Source organism: Sphingobium anseongense (assembly GCF_037725245.1).
In the GTDB taxonomy this organism is placed as follows: Bacteria; Pseudomonadota; Alphaproteobacteria; order Sphingomonadales; family Sphingomonadaceae; genus Sphingobium.
In genome coordinates, this window is sequence record NZ_JBBJUL010000008.1 from 1 (window position 1) to 16312 (window position 16312).

The 16312-nt window shown below is 60.5% G+C and carries 17 protein-coding genes; 2 read left to right on the top strand and 15 right to left on the bottom strand.

Annotation, left to right across the window (positions count from 1 at the left end; translation table 11 throughout):
* Positions 1-363 precede the first annotated feature (363 nt).
* Positions 364-1260 carry an alpha/beta hydrolase gene (locus tag WG908_RS11770; RefSeq protein ID WP_340186786.1) on the top strand — a complete coding sequence of 299 codons (897 nt, stop codon included), beginning with the start codon at positions 364-366 and terminating at the stop codon, positions 1258-1260.
* A gap of 170 nt (positions 1261-1430) precedes the next feature.
* Positions 1431-2426 carry a quinone oxidoreductase family protein gene (locus WG908_RS11775; RefSeq protein WP_340186787.1) on the top strand — a complete coding sequence of 332 codons (996 nt, stop codon included), beginning with the start codon at positions 1431-1433 and terminating at the stop codon, positions 2424-2426.
* A 474-nt stretch (positions 2427-2900) separates the two neighbouring features.
* Here the strand turns inward: WG908_RS11775 and WG908_RS11780 are convergent, their stop codons facing one another.
* From WG908_RS11780 to WG908_RS11850, 15 genes are all read right to left on the bottom strand, one after another.
* Positions 2901-3476: a nuclear transport factor 2 family protein gene (locus WG908_RS11780; RefSeq protein ID WP_340186788.1), complete on the bottom strand. Its 576-nt coding sequence runs from the start codon at positions 3474-3476 to the stop codon at positions 2901-2903.
* Positions 3477-3510: 34 nt separating this feature from the next.
* On the bottom strand, positions 3511-4677 hold the full coding sequence (locus WG908_RS11785; protein ID WP_340186789.1) for a sulfotransferase family protein: 1167 nt from the start codon (positions 4675-4677) through the stop codon (positions 3511-3513).
* 215 nt (positions 4678-4892) lie between these two features.
* Positions 4893-5840, bottom strand: coding sequence for an SDR family NAD(P)-dependent oxidoreductase (locus tag WG908_RS11790; RefSeq protein WP_340186790.1), 948 nt, complete (start codon positions 5838-5840; stop codon positions 4893-4895).
* 109 nt (positions 5841-5949) lie between these two features.
* Positions 5950-6147 (bottom strand): hypothetical protein, encoded by a 198-nt coding sequence (locus WG908_RS11795; RefSeq protein WP_340186791.1) that lies wholly within the window; start codon positions 6145-6147, stop codon positions 5950-5952.
* A 263-nt stretch (positions 6148-6410) separates the two neighbouring features.
* Complete coding sequence (locus WG908_RS11800) at positions 6411-6905, bottom strand: c-type cytochrome (protein ID WP_340186792.1); 495 nt, start codon at positions 6903-6905, stop codon at positions 6411-6413.
* 15 nt (positions 6906-6920) lie between these two features.
* A complete protein-coding gene (locus tag WG908_RS11805) occupies positions 6921-7502 on the bottom strand; it encodes a methylamine dehydrogenase light chain (protein WP_340186793.1) in 582 nt (193 codons plus the stop codon).
* Between the two features lie 3 nt (positions 7503-7505).
* The gene (locus WG908_RS11810; RefSeq protein ID WP_340186794.1) at positions 7506-8198 is read right to left on the bottom strand and encodes a thioredoxin domain-containing protein; all 693 of its coding nucleotides are present in this window, start codon (positions 8196-8198) and stop codon (positions 7506-7508) included.
* The gene (locus tag WG908_RS11815; RefSeq protein ID WP_340186795.1) at positions 8195-8713 is read right to left on the bottom strand and encodes a MauE/DoxX family redox-associated membrane protein; all 519 of its coding nucleotides are present in this window, start codon (positions 8711-8713) and stop codon (positions 8195-8197) included. The genes WG908_RS11810 and WG908_RS11815 overlap by 4 nt, the downstream gene beginning before the upstream one ends.
* Positions 8706-9893, bottom strand: a complete 1188-nt coding sequence (locus tag WG908_RS11820) for an amine dehydrogenase large subunit (RefSeq protein WP_340186796.1) — start codon at positions 9891-9893, stop codon at positions 8706-8708. The genes WG908_RS11815 and WG908_RS11820 overlap by 8 nt, the downstream gene beginning before the upstream one ends.
* A gap of 369 nt (positions 9894-10262) precedes the next feature.
* A complete protein-coding gene (fahA, locus tag WG908_RS11825) occupies positions 10263-11558 on the bottom strand; it encodes a fumarylacetoacetase (protein WP_340186926.1) in 1296 nt (431 codons plus the stop codon).
* Positions 11549-12832 (bottom strand): homogentisate 1,2-dioxygenase, encoded by a 1284-nt coding sequence (gene hmgA, locus WG908_RS11830; protein WP_340186797.1) that lies wholly within the window; start codon positions 12830-12832, stop codon positions 11549-11551. Before hmgA ends, fahA begins: the two co-directional genes overlap by 10 nt.
* 11 nt (positions 12833-12843) lie before the next feature.
* Positions 12844-13053 (bottom strand): DUF2783 domain-containing protein, encoded by a 210-nt coding sequence (locus WG908_RS11835; protein WP_340186798.1) that lies wholly within the window; start codon positions 13051-13053, stop codon positions 12844-12846.
* Positions 13050-14642, bottom strand: a complete 1593-nt coding sequence (locus WG908_RS11840; protein WP_340186799.1) for an FAD-dependent oxidoreductase — start codon at positions 14640-14642, stop codon at positions 13050-13052. Before WG908_RS11840 ends, WG908_RS11835 begins: the two co-directional genes overlap by 4 nt.
* Before the next feature lie 5 nt (positions 14643-14647).
* Positions 14648-15607: an MBL fold metallo-hydrolase gene (locus tag WG908_RS11845; RefSeq protein WP_340186800.1), complete on the bottom strand. Its 960-nt coding sequence runs from the start codon at positions 15605-15607 to the stop codon at positions 14648-14650.
* Between the two features lie 184 nt (positions 15608-15791).
* Complete coding sequence (locus tag WG908_RS11850) at positions 15792-16295, bottom strand: cupin domain-containing protein (protein ID WP_340186801.1); 504 nt, start codon at positions 16293-16295, stop codon at positions 15792-15794.
* Positions 16296-16312 lie beyond the last annotated feature (17 nt).

The following is a 16312-nucleotide window of genomic DNA, read 5'->3' on the forward strand; positions in this document are numbered from 1 at the left end:
GCACTAGAGCACCGATCTGTTAATCTGGTCCATCTGCAGCCGTTAAGTAGTTTTCGCATTCTTGGGGAAGATAGATGCGGCATATGTCGCAGATGGCGTTGAAAGCAATCGAAGATCCGCCCGGGGGCTTTTCGCAGTAGGTTCTTGAGTTGCGAGAAGGCCATTTCAAATAGATCTAGGTCTGGAGAGTATTTCGGCAGGAACAAGCGAAATTTAGGATCGACCAAGCCGACTGCCGTATTTTGCAGAGAGCAGACGGAGCTCTGCGACACGGCCCGATGTGCCCTGCAGGGTTTCGATGAAGTTCGCTATATGGGCGAAGCAGGTCATCACTTGAGAGCCAACAACATAGAGGGATCAGCAATGCCCAGCCCCGAACACGAAGCATTGACGGCGCAATTTCGAGCCCATCCGCTGGAGGCGAGCCAGACTCCAGAGCAGCTTCGTTCCGGCTTTGCGGCCATGGCCGAAATGCTCGCTCCGCCCCTGGACGATGCGGAGTTTGAAGCGGTCGATGCTGGCGGGGTCCCGGGCGAATGGGTGAACCTGCCCGGCACCATTCCATCCCGGGTTCTCCTCTACCTCCACGGTGGCGGTTACTTCTTCGGGTCTGCAAAGGACTACCGTGGCATGGTGTCTCGCCTTTGCCGGGCTGCGGACATGCGGGGGCTATCGTTGGACTACCGGCTTGCGCCCGAAAACAAATTTCCGGCCGCCCTCGACGACGCTCTGGCTGGCTACCAATGGCTGCTTTCCCAAGGTGTGCCGTCAAACCAGATCGTAATCGCGGGTGACTCGGCCGGCGGCGGGTTGACCTTGGCGGTACTCGTCGCTCTGCGAGATCAAGGGGCTCCGCTCCCCGCAGCGGCGGTGTGCATATCACCGTTCACCGACCAAGCCAAGGAAGGCAGCTCAATACTCTCCAAGGCGGCGTTAGACCCGATAATCTCTTCCGACTTGCTCGATGTGGTGACCGACCATTACATCGGACGCGAGGGGGATCCGCGATCGCCGCTGGCGTCGCCGCTCTACGCCGAGCTTGCCGGCTTGCCACCAGTGCTGATCCTCGTCGGCTCATTCGAAGTGTTGCTCGACGATTCCACGCGCTTCGCGGCGCGCGCCAAATCCGCCGGAGTGGAACTGGAGATCGACGTTTGGGAAGGCATGACCCACATCTGGCCGTTCTTTGCGGCCATCATTCCCGAAGGTCGCCAAGCAATCGAGCAGATGGGCGCCTACATCGCCGACAAACTTGCCTGATGTAAGGTGACGTGACCGCCTTCTTGCATCCGGCTGCAACCATAAAACCAACCGCTATTGTTGTGCCGGAGCGCGAGCGAAGCAACGGGCGAGTTTCAACCCGCCGGTTGCATAATCGAGCGAAGATTGCGACCGCTCGATATTTTAGCCGTTGACCCAGTGCTTATGCAATGGGAGCGATTAAGGAGGATTCGATGAGCAAGCAAATTGTTTTCGATACGACCGGCGGGCCGGACGTGTTGCAGATCCGCGATGTCGTTCAGGCCTCTCCCGGCGCAGGCGAGGCCTGGATCGAGCAGGAGGCGATCGGCGTCAATTTTCTCGACGTCACCCACCGTAACGGGATGGTTCCAGTGGCGCTGCCAAGCGGACTGGGTGTCGAAGGAGCCGGCCGGGTGGTCGAGATTGGCGAGGGCGTCGGGAATGTCGCCGTCGGTGATCGCGTGGCTTATGCGCTAGGCCCGCTGGGTGGATATGCAAGTGCGCGCCTCATTCCGGCGGGCCGCCTCATTCGCATTCCCGACGTGCTGAACTTCGATCAGGCCGCGGCGCTGATGCTCAAAGGGCTGACCGCGCAATATCTGCTGAAGACTACGTTCCCGGTAGGTGCTGACAGCAACGTGCTGATCTACGGCGTGGCCGGCGCGCTCGGGCAGATCATGGTGCCTTGGGCGAAGCATCTTGGCGCGAAGGTGATCGGGGTAGTGTCCAAGGAGTCGAGCGCGGCGGCTGGCCGGGATGCGGGCTGCGATGAGGTTCTGGTCTGGGGAGCGTGTGACCTGCCCTCCGAGGTCAAGCGCATCACCGGCGGCGCGATGGCGGACGTGGTCTATGACGGCGTCGGGTGGTCCACATTCGATACCTCGCTCGACTGTCTGCGCGTGCGCGGCACCATGGTTTCCATCGGCGCGACCTCCGGCGTGCCCGATCCGATCGACATTCGCCGCATTAACAAGACCTCGCTCTTTGTCACCAGGCCGAGCCTCGCCGCCTATGCGACGGATCCCGAAGAATATGCCGAACGCGCCGCCGATGTTTTCGCTGCGGCACAGGCAGGGGTGATCCCGCCGAAGGTCTGGCGTAGCTTCCCGCTGGAGGAGGCGCCGCAGGTCCATCGCCTGCTGGAAAGCGGCCAGACGCAAGGCAGCGTCCTGCTGAAGCCCTGATCCAATCGCTTGCGAGATCGTCCATGCCCGATGAAGCTCCCGTGCGCGATCAGTCCTTCCTGCTCGATACCATGAGCTGGAGGACGACAGGTGTGCCGACGCACGCAGGAGCCACGCCGCACGTGTCGAGCCATCAGCGCTAAGGCCGCGTTGTTTGATCAAGGGCAACCCGCCTGTCCACCGCAAGTCTGGACTTGTAACGGTTTTGCGCGGGTCATCCTCGAGACCGGCAACGACAGCTTCCGGTTCAAGAACAGCTCGGCTCAGCAGCCCAAAACCAGGAAGGAGAAGACCCCATCTCGACCCAACCCTGACATCCGAAACATAATCGCAAGGTGGGTCACTTCTCGATAAAAACCCGGGTCACTTCTCAGCGGCAATCAACAGCAAGACCAATGTCGGAGCCGCTACTCGTCATGCGCCGAAACTCGGAAAGTTCGGGTTCGCTCGGTAAAGTGCCCTGCCGCCACAGAATCAGGCCAGCCCCATTTCGCGGCGAAGCCGGAAAACAAGATCCTCCTGATCCCGGCGAGGCTTGACGAGGATGGGGGAAGTTATGTCGGTTTCCTCGGGAACTTCGAATGCCAGATGCTGGTCGGGAACCCCCGTTCGTGATGCGATCTTCCATGCCTTGTCACGCCGTTCGAAAATATCGACATAGCGGCCAAACGACAGAACATCGACCGGCCGGTTATCAGCTATGGTGAGACCGGCGACCTGCGCGAAGGCCGCCGCTCCCGCAGGTGAATAGCGGATGCAGACGGTTACGCGGGATTCCACCAACGCGCGGTCCGCGCTTTCGAATTCGATGAGAACATTGGTCACATTATGGCTGGCGTGCAGGATATTACGATGCCGTTCCCGCATCCATGCGATCAACCCCGGCACATCGCCTTCGTAAAAGCCGTGATTGTCCACGGCATCCTCATGAAACAGGGGCGCGATCGCTTCGAGATCGCTGCGGTCTGCCGCGCGACAGAATTTATAGATGACGTCGGTGATCGCGAAGCGAGCTTCGACTTCGGTCAATCGTTGTTCGAGGTCACGCATGACGGCCCTTCCTTCATCAGAAAACGTCGAGGCCTTAAGCCTTCAACAGCGGCGCGAAACGGTCAATATAATTGGTGAAGCGCGCCCGGATCGCTTCGTTTGTCGTGCCGAATTTCTCGGACGAATAGGAATGGCCTCCATGTTTGTTGCGTGGGTTGCGTTCGGACCAATCGCGCATCGCCTGCTTGCTTCTTTCGGTGAGCGGCAGGCCGAATGCCTCGTAAATCTTGCGGACGACCGCCTCGTCGTTCGAAGTGACGTCCGAAAAGGCGATGTCGAGGATTTGCAGATCCGGATCACTGTCGCGCCATGCAAGATGATCGTCGGAGGAATTGCCGAAATAGCTTATCATCGCCGGCCCCTCGTTCGCATCGGATTCCACGTCCACGTCCACGTAGCACATACGCCAGTTGTGATTGACGCCCGCGATCGACGGAATGCATTTGATTGGATCGCGATGGGTGACGATGAAACGCGGATTGTCGAAAATCCGGTTCAGCTGCGTTTCCTGTCCGAAATGGATCGGCGTCTTGAGGAGCCAAGGCTTCTTACGATCTTGCGGGTTCTGCCATTGCAGATATTGCATCTGCATTTTCATATAATCATAAGCTGGCGTAGGATCGGCGCTTAACAACCACTGGAAATGGGAGGCCGAGCCGAACAGCCCGAATCCCGTGGTTCGAAATGAATATTCGAGAAGCTGCATCTCCTCTTCGGCCTCATCCGTGAACACGGGATGGCCCGTGATCATGTCAGGCGACACCTCATACAGCCATTTTTCATAGGCGCGCGTCTCGGCAATTCGCCGCTCGCGGCCGCCGTCGGGCGCGCCGGGGATGCGGGCGAACATATGACCCTTCCAATATTCGACGAGCTGGAAATCGCCCGACGCGCCCAGTAACCGGTGCAATTTCGTGCTGCCGGTGCGCGGCAACGACGTGATGATTATCGGCCCGTCGATGACTTCGTCGAGAATCTCGGGATGGTCGGTGAGATCCTTTTGAAACCACAGCCGGTTGATGAGGAGGCGCAGAAGATTTTCGCGCAACGCCTCCTCCCGATCGGGACGAACCGCAACGTCGGAATTGACGCATTTCACCACCATGTCCAGACCTTCGCGAAAATCGTCGGGTCCGAAATCGGACAGACCCGTCCGATCCTGCGCGATCCGCAGCAACTCTTCAGCGTCCAAGCTGTTCACTTCGCATCCTCCTTTAAAACCAGCGGCTTGTTGATGCCCCATAGCGCGATAGACGGATTGGAACACGGGCGCTGCGGAGCTCATCAGGGCCATCGGTCCAATGAGCACCTGTTCATCATGATGCAGCGCCGGAGCCGACCCTTTTTGCGAGATACGTCCCGCCGCTATCGACGGGATGCTCCGCCGTGCCCGCAACAGCGAAACAACGGCTCAGATCATGGGTTGAAGGTCTCGCCGACCATCTCTTCGCTGATTGTCCAGAGCCTGGTCGCGCGTGCGGGGTCCATCGCGTAGGCTCTGGGGCCGGCGTTCGAAGTGACCGTGGAATCATTCACAGGCACGACCCGACAATCCTGACTGTAGCGCCCTCCGACTTCGTCGGCTGGGGCCACGAACGCGCTCCACACCGTGGTCGCGGCGCCCTCTTCCATAGTCTTGATCCTGTGATGGAAGTCCTTTTCCGACTTCAGGAAGGCTACACGATCCTCCTCGCGCATGTGTCGCACCAGATCCGTGCCGAAGGCGACGCCCGGGTGCACAGCAGCGACGCGCACGCCACGGTCGCGCAAACGCCGATCCAGTTCGACGGCGAAAAGGACGTTGGCCGTCTTTGAACCCCCGTAGGAGGCCCAGGGATCGTAAGGCCTGCGTTCGAAATTGGGATCGTCGAGGTCCAGGTCGCCCATGCGGTGGGCCATCGACGAGAGCATGATGATCCGAGACCCGGAACGCAGGAGCCCAATAATCCGATTGACCAGTAAAAAATGTCCGAGATGGTTGACGCCGAACTGCGTTTCAAAGCCATCCTTCGTCCGCCCTTCAGGCGTGGCCATCACACCGGCATTGCAGATGACGACATCGAACGGGTCTCCTGCCGCCAGCAACATGTCGGCGCAGCGCCGGACGCTGTCCAGGGATGCAAGGTCCAGCTCGACGAGTTCGAAGGCGTCAGGAGCGGTAGCCGAGATCGTGGCGGTGGCCAGACGGGCCTTTTCCGTATCGCGAACGGCGCCAACTACGTAGGCGCCACGAGCGGCCAGGGCGCGACAGGTCTCCAGTCCAAGGCCGGAGCCCGCGCCCGTAACGAGGACCCGCTTGCCGCTAAGGTCCATGTCTCCCAACACCTCGTCGGCTGTCATGTCCCTGTCGATCTGATAATCCATCTTTTCTCTCCTCTTCCTACGTGCTGGCTTTTTTGTGCAAAGGCGCCCAATGACGGTACCCGCAGCCTGGCAAAATCCTTCGTGAATTACCCCCTTGATCGTTGCCCGTTTATTTGACCGTACTCACCGCTCTTTCCAGAATTCTTCGGCGCTCATTTTGAGCATTCGATATGATCGGGTTTTTCCGCAGCCTGCCAACCTCCATCGCCGAATACGGCCTGAACCCTTTGGGAATATGCGTCGGATCGAACCGCTGGATCATCCAGTTGAGGACATCGGCAAGATCCTTGTCGGAAATGTTCGACATGGCAACACCGGGCACCCGCGATAAATACTCTCGCCCTCCTTCCCGAGCGAGCAGACCACCCAGGCGCCCCGCGATCGCCGGCGCGCCTCCAGCGGACCCCTGCCCTTCGGTGCCGTGACAGCCCTGGCAGTGCATCGTCCAGTTGAGCGCCGCGCGCGATCGATCGATCGGCTGGGCGAGCGCGCGAACTCCGCCCCCGGCGAAACACGATATCGCCATGAGCAGGACGAAAGGCTGCCGAAGCGAACATCTCCAGCCACCCATCAAGGCGCCCCGCCAAGCGATGGCACCAGGCGACGCATGCCAAGGACAGTCGCCGCAGTAGCAGCGGGATAGCGTTTCTTCACCGCCGCCACCTCATCCCCGGTGAAGGGGCGCCATCCCGCTATTTTGTCGGCGCCATTGAGCTTGACGAGCACATAATTCAGGACGGTTGCGGTGCCGGCATCGCCAAGTACGGCGCCTTGCGGCGGCATCAGCCCGTTGAAGGTCAGTCCGTCGGCCCGCAGGCTGCCGAACAGCCCCTTCTGGACGGCCATGATGAGATAATCGCGCCCTTTCTGCGTCGATGGAACCTTGGCCAGCCGGTCCCTCAACGACGGCGCCAGCCCTGGAACGCCCTTTCCCGTGGCCAGATGGCATGCCGCACAGGGTTGAAAGGCGCGGGCGCCGTCGGTCGGGTCCGCCGCCTGCGCCTGCCCCCCGGCCGCGATGAAGGCGAACGCCATGATCGGCAAATGACATAAAAGTTTGCACATCTTGCTTCCGACCCTTTACCGACTGTCCATTGCGACGCCGACCACGTTTGCCGTGGTGCAGGCAATGGCGGATTCGCCGCTTCCACCGCACCAGAGATATCGTCCGCTGGTCTGTGGCCGCACTAGATGCGAGCTTTCATGGTTCTCAGATCCGCGATCGCAGGAACAGCGCTTGCACCCTGTTTTGCCGCAACAATCATTGTACGAGATGATGTAGCTTTTCCCATCCTTGGGATTTAGGCAGGTCCCGACCCACGCCAGCGACGACATCGTCGTACCTGGCGGGCACTGGTTTGCACTTCCTCCGCAACAGGCGCACAGATTTCCCGATATTCCGCAATAGCGCCAATAATCGCAGCTCGTGACGCTTCCCTCCTCATCGGGGCCAAGACTTGGCTTTGCCGCGACGCCAGGATAGGTGCCTTCCTTGTTCTTGCCCAGGTCCACAGGACCCGCGACAGCCCGGCCGACAGGAAGCAGCGGCAGCGCAGCGCCTCCGACGAGGAATATCCCCAGCCGTCCGATAAGACCGCGGCGCGATGTTCTGCCAGCCACGTTGCGGATCGCGCCTTCGACCGAATCCTCCACGCTCTTCATATTTCAATTCCTCTGACTGATGGATGGTTCGACCCGCCTGGTGTCCGCGCTGTGAGCATTACGAACCGGCACTTGCATGCCCTCGGAGTCACTCAAAAAATCTTGGATAGTCGGTTTCCCCAGCCGGCGCGCTTCGAGAAGGCTGTCCAGATGTTCGCGTGAATTGACGAGGCCGAGGGCCGTGATGTCGCCATCTTCGCCTATCAGCACGCCATAGGGCAGCTGCGCCACGGCATAGGCCCGGCCAAGAGCTTCTGAGAGGATATAGGGAAAATCCTCCAGCTTACGTTCGGTGACGAACGCGCGATGACTGTTCTCGGTGCCGCCGTCGCTCGCCAGGACAATGTCCAGCCAGGCAGCCTCGCGGCGGCGAAGCGACTGAATCGAGGGGAGCAGCGTTTTGCAGATGGGGCAGGTTGGGGAGAGGAAGAAAAGCAGCTGCGATCGCGCCTTCCCGACGTCACCGGAACCGCGAGGAGCAATTGCCACTTCCCGCCCATCGAGAGTGGTCAACACCATGCTGGGCGCCTTGTCGCCTCCAGCGAATTTCTGGTTCATGGCGAGCGCGCCGACGGGATCGATGCGCTGGTAGAGGATCCCCAACTGCCTCGCCAGGGCGAACACGACGACACTGAGAAGAATAACCATAAACCAAAGAAGTAGTTGCGATCCGATTAGGATATTAGCGTTCATCATGCATCTCCGGGTTCAAGTCGGGCGGCTGTGGAGATCATTTGATCACAAGCGAGATAGAGCAACCACAAGCAGCCAATTGCTGGGACTGCCTGAACAGATCGCCAGTCAGTTGGGCTGCTCGGCATATTCAAATAGACGATGGCGCTTGCGGCCGCGAGCACGGCGGCACGCACCACATGCCATCGCGAAAGTGGAGATGGCCGCTTCCCGAAGGAACAGCCGCAATCCGCGACCGCCAATCCTGACGAGATACTCCGCACGATGACGGCTAAATAGCTCAGCATGATGACGAGCACGAAGGGCGCCGCTATCGACACCGCTAACATCATGCCGGACAAGATTTCCGCTAAGGCGAGAAGCGTCGCCGCCAGCGGCAGAAGGGATCGAGGCACCATCCCATAGGATGCGAGAGCAGCGCGAAAATTATTGCCGGGAGCGAGCTTGCGACCACCCTCCACGACGAGGAGAGTTGCCAGGAACCCTTGCAGCGCGAGGACGACAAGCGGATCAATCATGGACGGCGCTGAGAGCGAGCGTCGATCCCTGCCTCCATCCGGCGATCTGTCGGAGAAGCTTGCCGCTGATCCCATCATAGACGTCAAGGCCGGCTCCGATGACCGGGTCCGGATCAGGTGTTACGACGAGATAGGGCCGACCGTGCGTCACGGCGATGGTCGAGCCACCGTGTACAAGCGGTATCCGAGCGACGCGCTTCTTATTGGCGACGTCATAGACCCAAACTTCGGTCGTCTCCGCCCTTCCTTTCGCCGCGTCGGCCGTTTGTCGAACCCGAACGTACAATCTATTCTGGTCGTCTGCGGCCAAATCGGATGTGTTATACTCGCCGATGCCGGTCACCCAACCCGCCGCCTTGTCTTCGGGGCTAATGAGCGCCCACTTGGAGAGCGCCTTCGGCGCATCGATGGACATGTCGATCGGCTGAACATTCCCACCGAGAGTCGAGAAATAGAAGATTTTCCCAATCCGGGCGGGCTCCGAATAGAGCGAATCATGCTCGAAATCGTTTATTTGCTCCAGCCTATTCTCGTGCGTGACATGACCGGCAGCATCCAGGACGAAGGTGGTCATCGAACCGTCGCCGCAAAGCGACGTGAAGGATCTGCGACCGGTTGGATAGATCAACGTACAGCCAGGAATGTCGACCTCGCCAACAATCTGCCGGCGATCCAGATCGACGACCGTCACCGACGTGGCTGGCGTGAAGTTGAAGATAAACACGAACTTCTCGTCTGCGGATAGCTGCATGCGGGTCAATCCGGCCGCGACGATCGCACGCTTGTCTTCGGGCAGGATAATTTCCCGGTCGGTCTTGAGGTTTTGCTTATTTGTAAATGCAAGAAAGTCGGTGCGCTTCCCAGTACCTGCCCGCTCGCGGACAGTAGTCGCCACGAGGACCTCAGGCCGCGTGCGCGGGACAAGAATACTTGAGATGTAACCGGCTTGAATGAAGCCTTTATAAGGATCTTGCTCATCGGCTACATCAATCACGGAGTAGCCATCGACGATAGGGTCGAGGAATTCGCGAACATATATCCAGCTGTCAGGATATTGCGCGGGCAGCGTCGCCACATTGGGCATCGTATCCACCGGCACCTCGGCCTGCGCCTGCGAATATAGCAGCGCCCCGCCAATCAAGGCGTACCGAAAGCCGCGAAAGAAGGAGAATTTACTCATCAAGGCTCCTTAAATCACTGAAAGGCGATGGCTCAGGCCGCCGACTTTATCGTCATGTGACAATCTTTGACGGTCCCGGTTCGGAAATTCCCGTCTCGAAAAACTGCAATGGAAGCGAACGGGTTTGACACAGAGGCGATCCAATTTTTCGGTTAAGCCGGTTGGAAGTATATTTTCAGAATATTTCCTAGTCTCTCACCGCTGTCTGTCCCAACATATGGGGACATGCATTTGCAGGGATCATGCAAGTCACCATATTCACTGACCTGAGGCGAGGCTGAAACAGGCCGAAACTTGTGTCTTCGATCCATTCGAGGATGGCGAGGCTCTGCGTGATCGCAGCATCGCCGTGGAGGACGAGTTGCTCGGTCATGGAGCGGGCAAGACTGTCGCACTGCACGCACCGAACCCGATAGCGACATGCCCTTCGACGCGGGCGTGCGCGCACAGCGTCACTTCGTCTCCGTCTTCAAGGAATGTGCGTGTCTCGCCGCCTGGCAATGCGATCGGACTGGTTCCGCCCCTGCCGATCTCGAGAAGACTCCCCAGGGCACCCGGCTCCGCTCCCGAAAGCGTCCCGGTGCCGATCAGATCGCCCGGCTGAAGATTGCAGCCGTTGGAGGCATGATGCGTCACGATCTGGGCTGGGGTCCAGTACATCGACGTCGACGATCCGCGACTTAGGACAAAGGGCGGCAATCGCAACTCGCGCATTCGTTGCGTGACAATGTGCACCTCAAGATCAAGAGCCAGTGCGCCGTTCATCTGGTCGGATGCGTCGAGTAAATAAGGCAGGGGCGCGGGGTCGGACTGCGGGCGCGCAGGCTGCGCCGTGCGGAACGGCGCCAGCGCCTCCCCGGTCACGACCCAGGGCGAGACGGTCGTATGGAAATTCTTGGCGAGGAAAGGCCCCAATGGCTGATACTCCCAGGCCTGCACATCGCGCGCGGACCAGTCGTTGAGCAGGGAATAGCCCGCGATATGCCCCTGCGCCTCGCCGATCGGGATCGGATGGCCAAGCGCGTTGCCTGATCCCACCCAGATGCCCAGTTCCAGTTCGTAATCGAGCCGGCGCGACGGGCCGAAGCCTGGTTCGGCATCGTTCGGGCCTTTGTGCTGGCCGTTGGGTCGGACGACCGGCACGCCCGACGGGCGCACCGACGAGGCGCGACCGTGATAGCCGATCGGCACATATTTATAGTTGGGCAGAAGCGGATTGTCCGGCCGGAACAGCGCGCCGACGTTGGTCGCGTGGTGGATGCCAACATAAAAGTCGGTGTAGTCGCCGATCGCGGCAGGCAGATGCAAGGCGCAATCCTGGGCACGGAAAAGTGAAGGAGCAACCTCTGCCCACAGGGCTTCCGTTGAAAGGATATGCGATAAGCGGCGGCGCAAAGCGACGCGATAGACTGACGGCAGCGCCATCAGCCCGTTGAGGTTAGCGCCGTCGAGGCACGACCGCACTTCATCCGGGAGCAGAGAGGAAACGGCAACGAGATCGAGGATCATATCCCCGATCGCGACACCCGGTCTGGGCGAGTCCGGCCCCGGCGAAAAAATGCCGAAGGGCAAATTCTGAATCGGGAAGTCCGGGTGGCCGTTTGCGCTCTCGACCCAGCTGATGCGACTGGGATCATGGGTTTCGTCGAGCTGGCTCACGGCAATCTGGCCTTGGTGAAGTTAGCCCAGCAGTCGTCATAGTCGAGCTGGCAGAGCGGACTTTCCGCGGCCCAGCGCGTCGGCCGGATCACCCAGCGGCTTTCGAACATAAAGGCCATCGTGCGTTCTATCCTGTGGGGCGCAAGCTCGGTCGCGACCGCCTTCTCATAGGAGGCGCGGTCGGGGCCATGACCCGCCATCTGGTTGTGCAGGCTGGCGCCGCCGGGTGCGAAGCCGCCTTCCTTGGCATCATAGGCGCCTTCGATCAGCCCCATGAACTCGCTCATCACGTTGCGGTGGAACCAGGGCGGGCGGAACGTATGGTCCGCCACCATCCAGCGCGGCGGAAAGATAACGAAATCCCAGTTGGCGGTGCCATGATGCTCGCTCGGGCTGGTCAGGACGGTGAAGATCGACGGATCAGGATGATCGAAGCTGACCGTGTTGATCGTGTTGAAGCGGGTGAGATCGTAGCGGCAGGGCGCGAGGTTGCCGTGCCAGGCTACTACGTCAAAGGGCGAATGGTCCAGGGTGGTGGTCCAAAGCCCGCCCTGGAATTTCTGGACGACTTCGTAAGCCTCGTCCCGGTCTTCATACCAAGCCGGGGGCGTTTCAAAATCGCGTGGATTGGCGAGGCCATTGGAGCCGATCGGACCCAAGTCAGGCAAGCGCAGGAGCTGCCCGTAATTCTCGGCGACATAGCCGCGCGACGGGCCGGCAAGCTCTACGCGGAATCGAAGTCCGCGCGGAATGAGCGCGATCTGGAGCGGTGCGACGTCGAACCGCCCAAGCTCCGTGACGATGGTAAGCACGCCCTGCTGCGGCACGATCAGCATCTCGCCGTCGGCATTCTGGAAAGCACGCCGGTCCATCGATCGATTGGCGGCGTAGAGATGGATTCCCAGCCCGGTCCCGGTCGCGACATCGCCGTTGCCGCCATATGTGACGAGGCCATCCACAAAGTCGATCGGTGTTCCCGGGAGGCCCAGCGGATCCCAGCGCAGACGGTTGGCCGTGGGCGGAAGCTCCTCGAACGGGCCGGAACGCAGCAGGGCCGCGCCGTTATAGGGCTGGAACGGTTTGTGGCTGGCAATCGGACGCAGGCGATAGAGCCAGGAACGCTTGTTCTCCGCGCGCGGCGATGTGAAAGCCGTGCCCGAGAGTTGCTCGGCATAAAGGCCGAACGGCACCTTCTGCGGCGAATTCTGACCTTGGGGCAGCGCCCCGGGGATCGCCTCGGTCGCGAAGTGGTTGCCGAACCCGGTCAAAAAGTTCGCCATGCTCGAATTCGTCATCGGTTCGCACCCTGGTTCGTCGCGGCCGCGATCGCGAAGGCCTCCTGCAAAACTTCCGGATCACCGACGTGATTGATGAGAAGCAATATGAGCCGCGCATTTATACGGAGGCTCTCCTCGGGGCTGCGGTCGGCATGAAGGTCTATCAGACGTTCATAGATATCGTCGGGCCGCGCTATATTTGGATTGGTCATGAGCCGGGTCACGATTGCCGCCCCTTCGCGCGCAATATGGCGCGATCGACCTCTTCCGCGCTCGGCTTCCGCCAGCGGGCTGCAACATATTGATCAGGCCGGATCAGATATGCAGATCCGGGTGTCAGATCCCATCGCTCGATCAGCAGGTCCGGCACCTCATCGGTTTCCGCTACGTCGAGGACTGTGGCGCCGCAGGGAGCGGCGCCGCGCCACCCGTTCGCCAGAACGACGAACCCGTTGCCGACGCGCTCAAGCAGCCATCCGCTTCCAAGCGGACCATCCAGAGGCGGGCAACCGGGCGCCGGCCCCCGCCACCTTTCGCCGTCTCCATCAGCTGTGTTCAATACGCTGTCGGGATAGCTGACGGGCGTCGACAATCTGCCTGAATTCACGAACGGTCGGGCGAAACTATGGTCATGCGCCAGCTCCAGCACCGCATCGCGAAAGGCATGGCCGACTTCACTCTTGGGCGTCATGAAATCGGTCGAGCGGCTAGAGCAGCGGATGTTCTCGTCTGCTGCGGTAATGGCCTCGTCATTATAGCTTTCGAGCAGCGCTGCCGACGCTGCGCCCGAAAGGACGAGATCCAGCTTCCAGGCAAGGTTCTCCGCATCCGCAACGCCGCCGTTGCACCCGCGCGCACCGAATGGCGAAACCACATGTGCACTGTCACCCGCGAAGATCACGCGGCCATGAACGAAGCGCGCCATCCGCCGGCATTGGAACGTATAAACGCTGTACCATTCAGGCGTGAATTCGACGCCTTCTCCCAATAAGCCACGGACGAACGGGGCGACGTTCTCGGGTTTAACGCAAGCCTCGCGATCGATGTCCCAGCCTAGCTGGAAGTCAAGGCGCCAGACATCGTCAGGCTGTTTATGCATGAGGGCGGAGCGGCCAGGGTTGAAGGGCGGATCGAACCAGAACCAGCGCTCGGTCGGCCGGGGGACCTTTACCTTGACGTCGGCGATCAGGAAATTGTCTTCGAAGACCCTTCCTTCAAAGGCGAGGCCAAGAAGGCTTCTGATCGTGGAGCGGAAGCCGTCGCAGGCAGCGACCCAATCGGCCTCTATCGCATATTCCCGACCCGCCGCCGAGACTTTCAGGTCCGCGCCGTCGGCACGCGGATCGATCCCGATGACTTCGTGTCCCCAACGGATCTCAACATTTTCAAGTTTCGACAGGGCGGAAAGCAGCACCTCTTCAGCATGATATTGCTGAAGATTGATGAAGCCAGGCATCTTCTGATCTTTCACCGGAAGCATGTCGAACTCGTATACCGGCTCTTCGCGGTCGCCCCAGAATACTTTGCCGAGGCTCCAGACCACCCCGCCCGCCAACATGTCGGCGCCGACGCCCAGGCGATCCCAGATGTCCAGGGTTCGCTTCGAGAAGCAGATCGCCTTCGACCCAGCGGGCACGAAGTCGAGGCGGCTCAGGACTGTCACACGCCGACCCAGCCGACCCAGCGCAAGTGCGAGTGTGAGGCCCACGGGACCTGCGCCGACGATCACGGTCTCAAGCCGTACTCGCTCGGCATCCGGGAACGGGCTGGCGCCCACTTGACGCCAGACCGGAATCGATGTCGTGCTCGCCATCGCTATCAGCCCTGAAGCTCGGCCCAAACTTCGCGGTCGCGCTCCATCGTCCAGATGCGCGGCCAGTCGATACCATCGAACTCGTCCCACAGACGCTGCACGTTGAAGGGCAGGCAGTGCTCGAAGATCGGCCACATGCCGAATTTCGGCGCCAAAGCTTCGTGCGTCGCCTCGAACGCCGCCTTCAGGCCCCGTCCATTGCGATGGGCATCGCCCACATGCTTGATCATGCCTGCCAGGAACTCGCGGGTCTGCTCGACTGCGGCGGTGCAAGCGTCGCGCCCACGCGCCACTGCACCGCGACCACCGATCAGGAACTCGGGATCGAAGGCGCGGACGCGATCCAGCGTGCCGCTGGACCAGTCCATGTGGAAGGCGTCGCCCGTGTACAAAGCCGCCTCCGCTTCGACGAGATCGCCGGCGAACAGGGTCCGGCTCTTTTCGTGCCAGGCGACGATGTCGCCCGCCGTGTGGCCACGTCCGCAGAACTGAAGATCGATCTGTCCGCGATCTCCGCCAAGCTGGATCGTCATGTGATCGGCGAACGTCAGATCCGGCCGGGTCAGGCCCGGAATGCCCTCCGGCTCCTTGAACAAACGTGGCATACGACCGAATTCGCTATCCCAGTCCTGCTTGCCACGCTCCTCGATCAGGTGACGTGTCATGTCGCTGGCAATGATGGACTCCGCCTCGAAGGCACTCGCGCCCAGCACTCGCACGGCATGATAGTGCGTCAACACGAGATAGCGGACCGGCTTGTCGGTATGTTCGCGCAGCTTGGCGAGCCAACTGCGCGCCGCGGCAGGTGTCGCGCGCGCCTCGAAGCACACGAGAAAATCCTCGCCCTCAATCGCGCCTACGTTCGGATCACCCTCCGCCGTCAGCGCGTATACGCCATCGGCAAGCACCTCAAGCGTCTCCTTCTTTTCCTGCGTGTCGGCACTGGAGGCGAACGGCTTAGACATCGACTCTATCCTAATTTTTCAGGTTATCTGCCGCAGATTGGCACCTCATGCGTATCGCCGCATTCATTCAGGCCGTCTGTCGCAATAGAAAGGGACATGCATTGTACAGACTAATTATGGTACACTTAAAGAACCCGGCGCGATCGTTAGCGCCGGCTGGGCAGATCCAAAAATTTGTCCGTGTTTACGATCTATAGAGGATCGCAAGTTTGCGCATCTTCGTTCTTATGCGCGAAAGTCCGCTGAAACCTTTGGGAACAAGAAACGTCTCACCCGCGCCGAACACCACGGTCTCGCCGGCCGCGTTCGTAAAATCGACCTCGCCCTCCAGCAGCAGCCAAAACTCGTCCTCCTTGTAGGGAAGGAGGCGAACAAGGGCGGGCGCGGCCTCGAACACCATTATAATGAACTTGCCGTCCTCGGACTTGTAAAGCAGGTCTCCGGCGCCCATCGGCATCGGACTGCCGGGCACCTGCCAGTCAGGGCCCATCGGACCCGCGGCACCAAGCGCCTTGCGAGGATCGAATTTGACGACCTGGCTCGTGTCGCCTGCCGCGGCCGCCGCCCCGGTCGTCAACATCTGCGACAACAGGCCCATTCCCGCGCCAAGCGCCACGGCGCGTGGGAGAAGGCCCAACGTCGCCCGGCGATCCAGCGCGCCTGTCACCCCATCCGGCTCACCGTTCATAGACATTTCCTTTCCTG

Bases quoted from the DNA above. Each gene is read 5' to 3' on its own strand.
- WG908_RS11795 (WP_340186791.1), bottom strand. From the start codon at position 6,147: ATGTCGAACATTTCCGACAAGGATCTTGCCGATGTCCTCAACTGGATG.
- WG908_RS11810 (WP_340186794.1), bottom strand. From the start codon at position 8,198: ATGATGAACGCTAATATCCTAATCGGATCGCAACTACTTCTTTGGTTT.
- WG908_RS11775 (WP_340186787.1), top strand. From the start codon at position 1,431: ATGGGAGCGATTAAGGAGGATTCGATGAGCAAGCAAATTGTTTTCGAT.
- WG908_RS11780 (WP_340186788.1), bottom strand. From the start codon at position 3,476: ATGCGTGACCTCGAACAACGATTGACCGAAGTCGAAGCTCGCTTCGCG.
- WG908_RS11790 (WP_340186790.1), bottom strand. From the start codon at position 5,840: ATGGATTATCAGATCGACAGGGACATGACAGCCGACGAGGTGTTGGGA.
- WG908_RS11840 (WP_340186799.1), bottom strand. From the start codon at position 14,642: ATGGCGAGCACGACATCGATTCCGGTCTGGCGTCAAGTGGGCGCCAGC.
- WG908_RS11815 (WP_340186795.1), bottom strand. From the start codon at position 8,713: ATGATTGATCCGCTTGTCGTCCTCGCGCTGCAAGGGTTCCTGGCAACT.
- WG908_RS11805 (WP_340186793.1), bottom strand. From the start codon at position 7,502: ATGAAGAGCGTGGAGGATTCGGTCGAAGGCGCGATCCGCAACGTGGCT.
- hmgA (WP_340186797.1), bottom strand. From the start codon at position 12,832: ATGGCGAACTTTTTGACCGGGTTCGGCAACCACTTCGCGACCGAGGCG.
- WG908_RS11820 (WP_340186796.1), bottom strand. From the start codon at position 9,893: ATGAGTAAATTCTCCTTCTTTCGCGGCTTTCGGTACGCCTTGATTGGC.
- WG908_RS11845 (WP_340186800.1), bottom strand. From the start codon at position 15,607: ATGTCTAAGCCGTTCGCCTCCAGTGCCGACACGCAGGAAAAGAAGGAG.
- WG908_RS11800 (WP_340186792.1), bottom strand. From the start codon at position 6,905: ATGTGCAAACTTTTATGTCATTTGCCGATCATGGCGTTCGCCTTCATC.
- WG908_RS11850 (WP_340186801.1), bottom strand. From the start codon at position 16,295: ATGAACGGTGAGCCGGATGGGGTGACAGGCGCGCTGGATCGCCGGGCG.
- WG908_RS11770 (WP_340186786.1), top strand. From the start codon at position 364: ATGCCCAGCCCCGAACACGAAGCATTGACGGCGCAATTTCGAGCCCAT.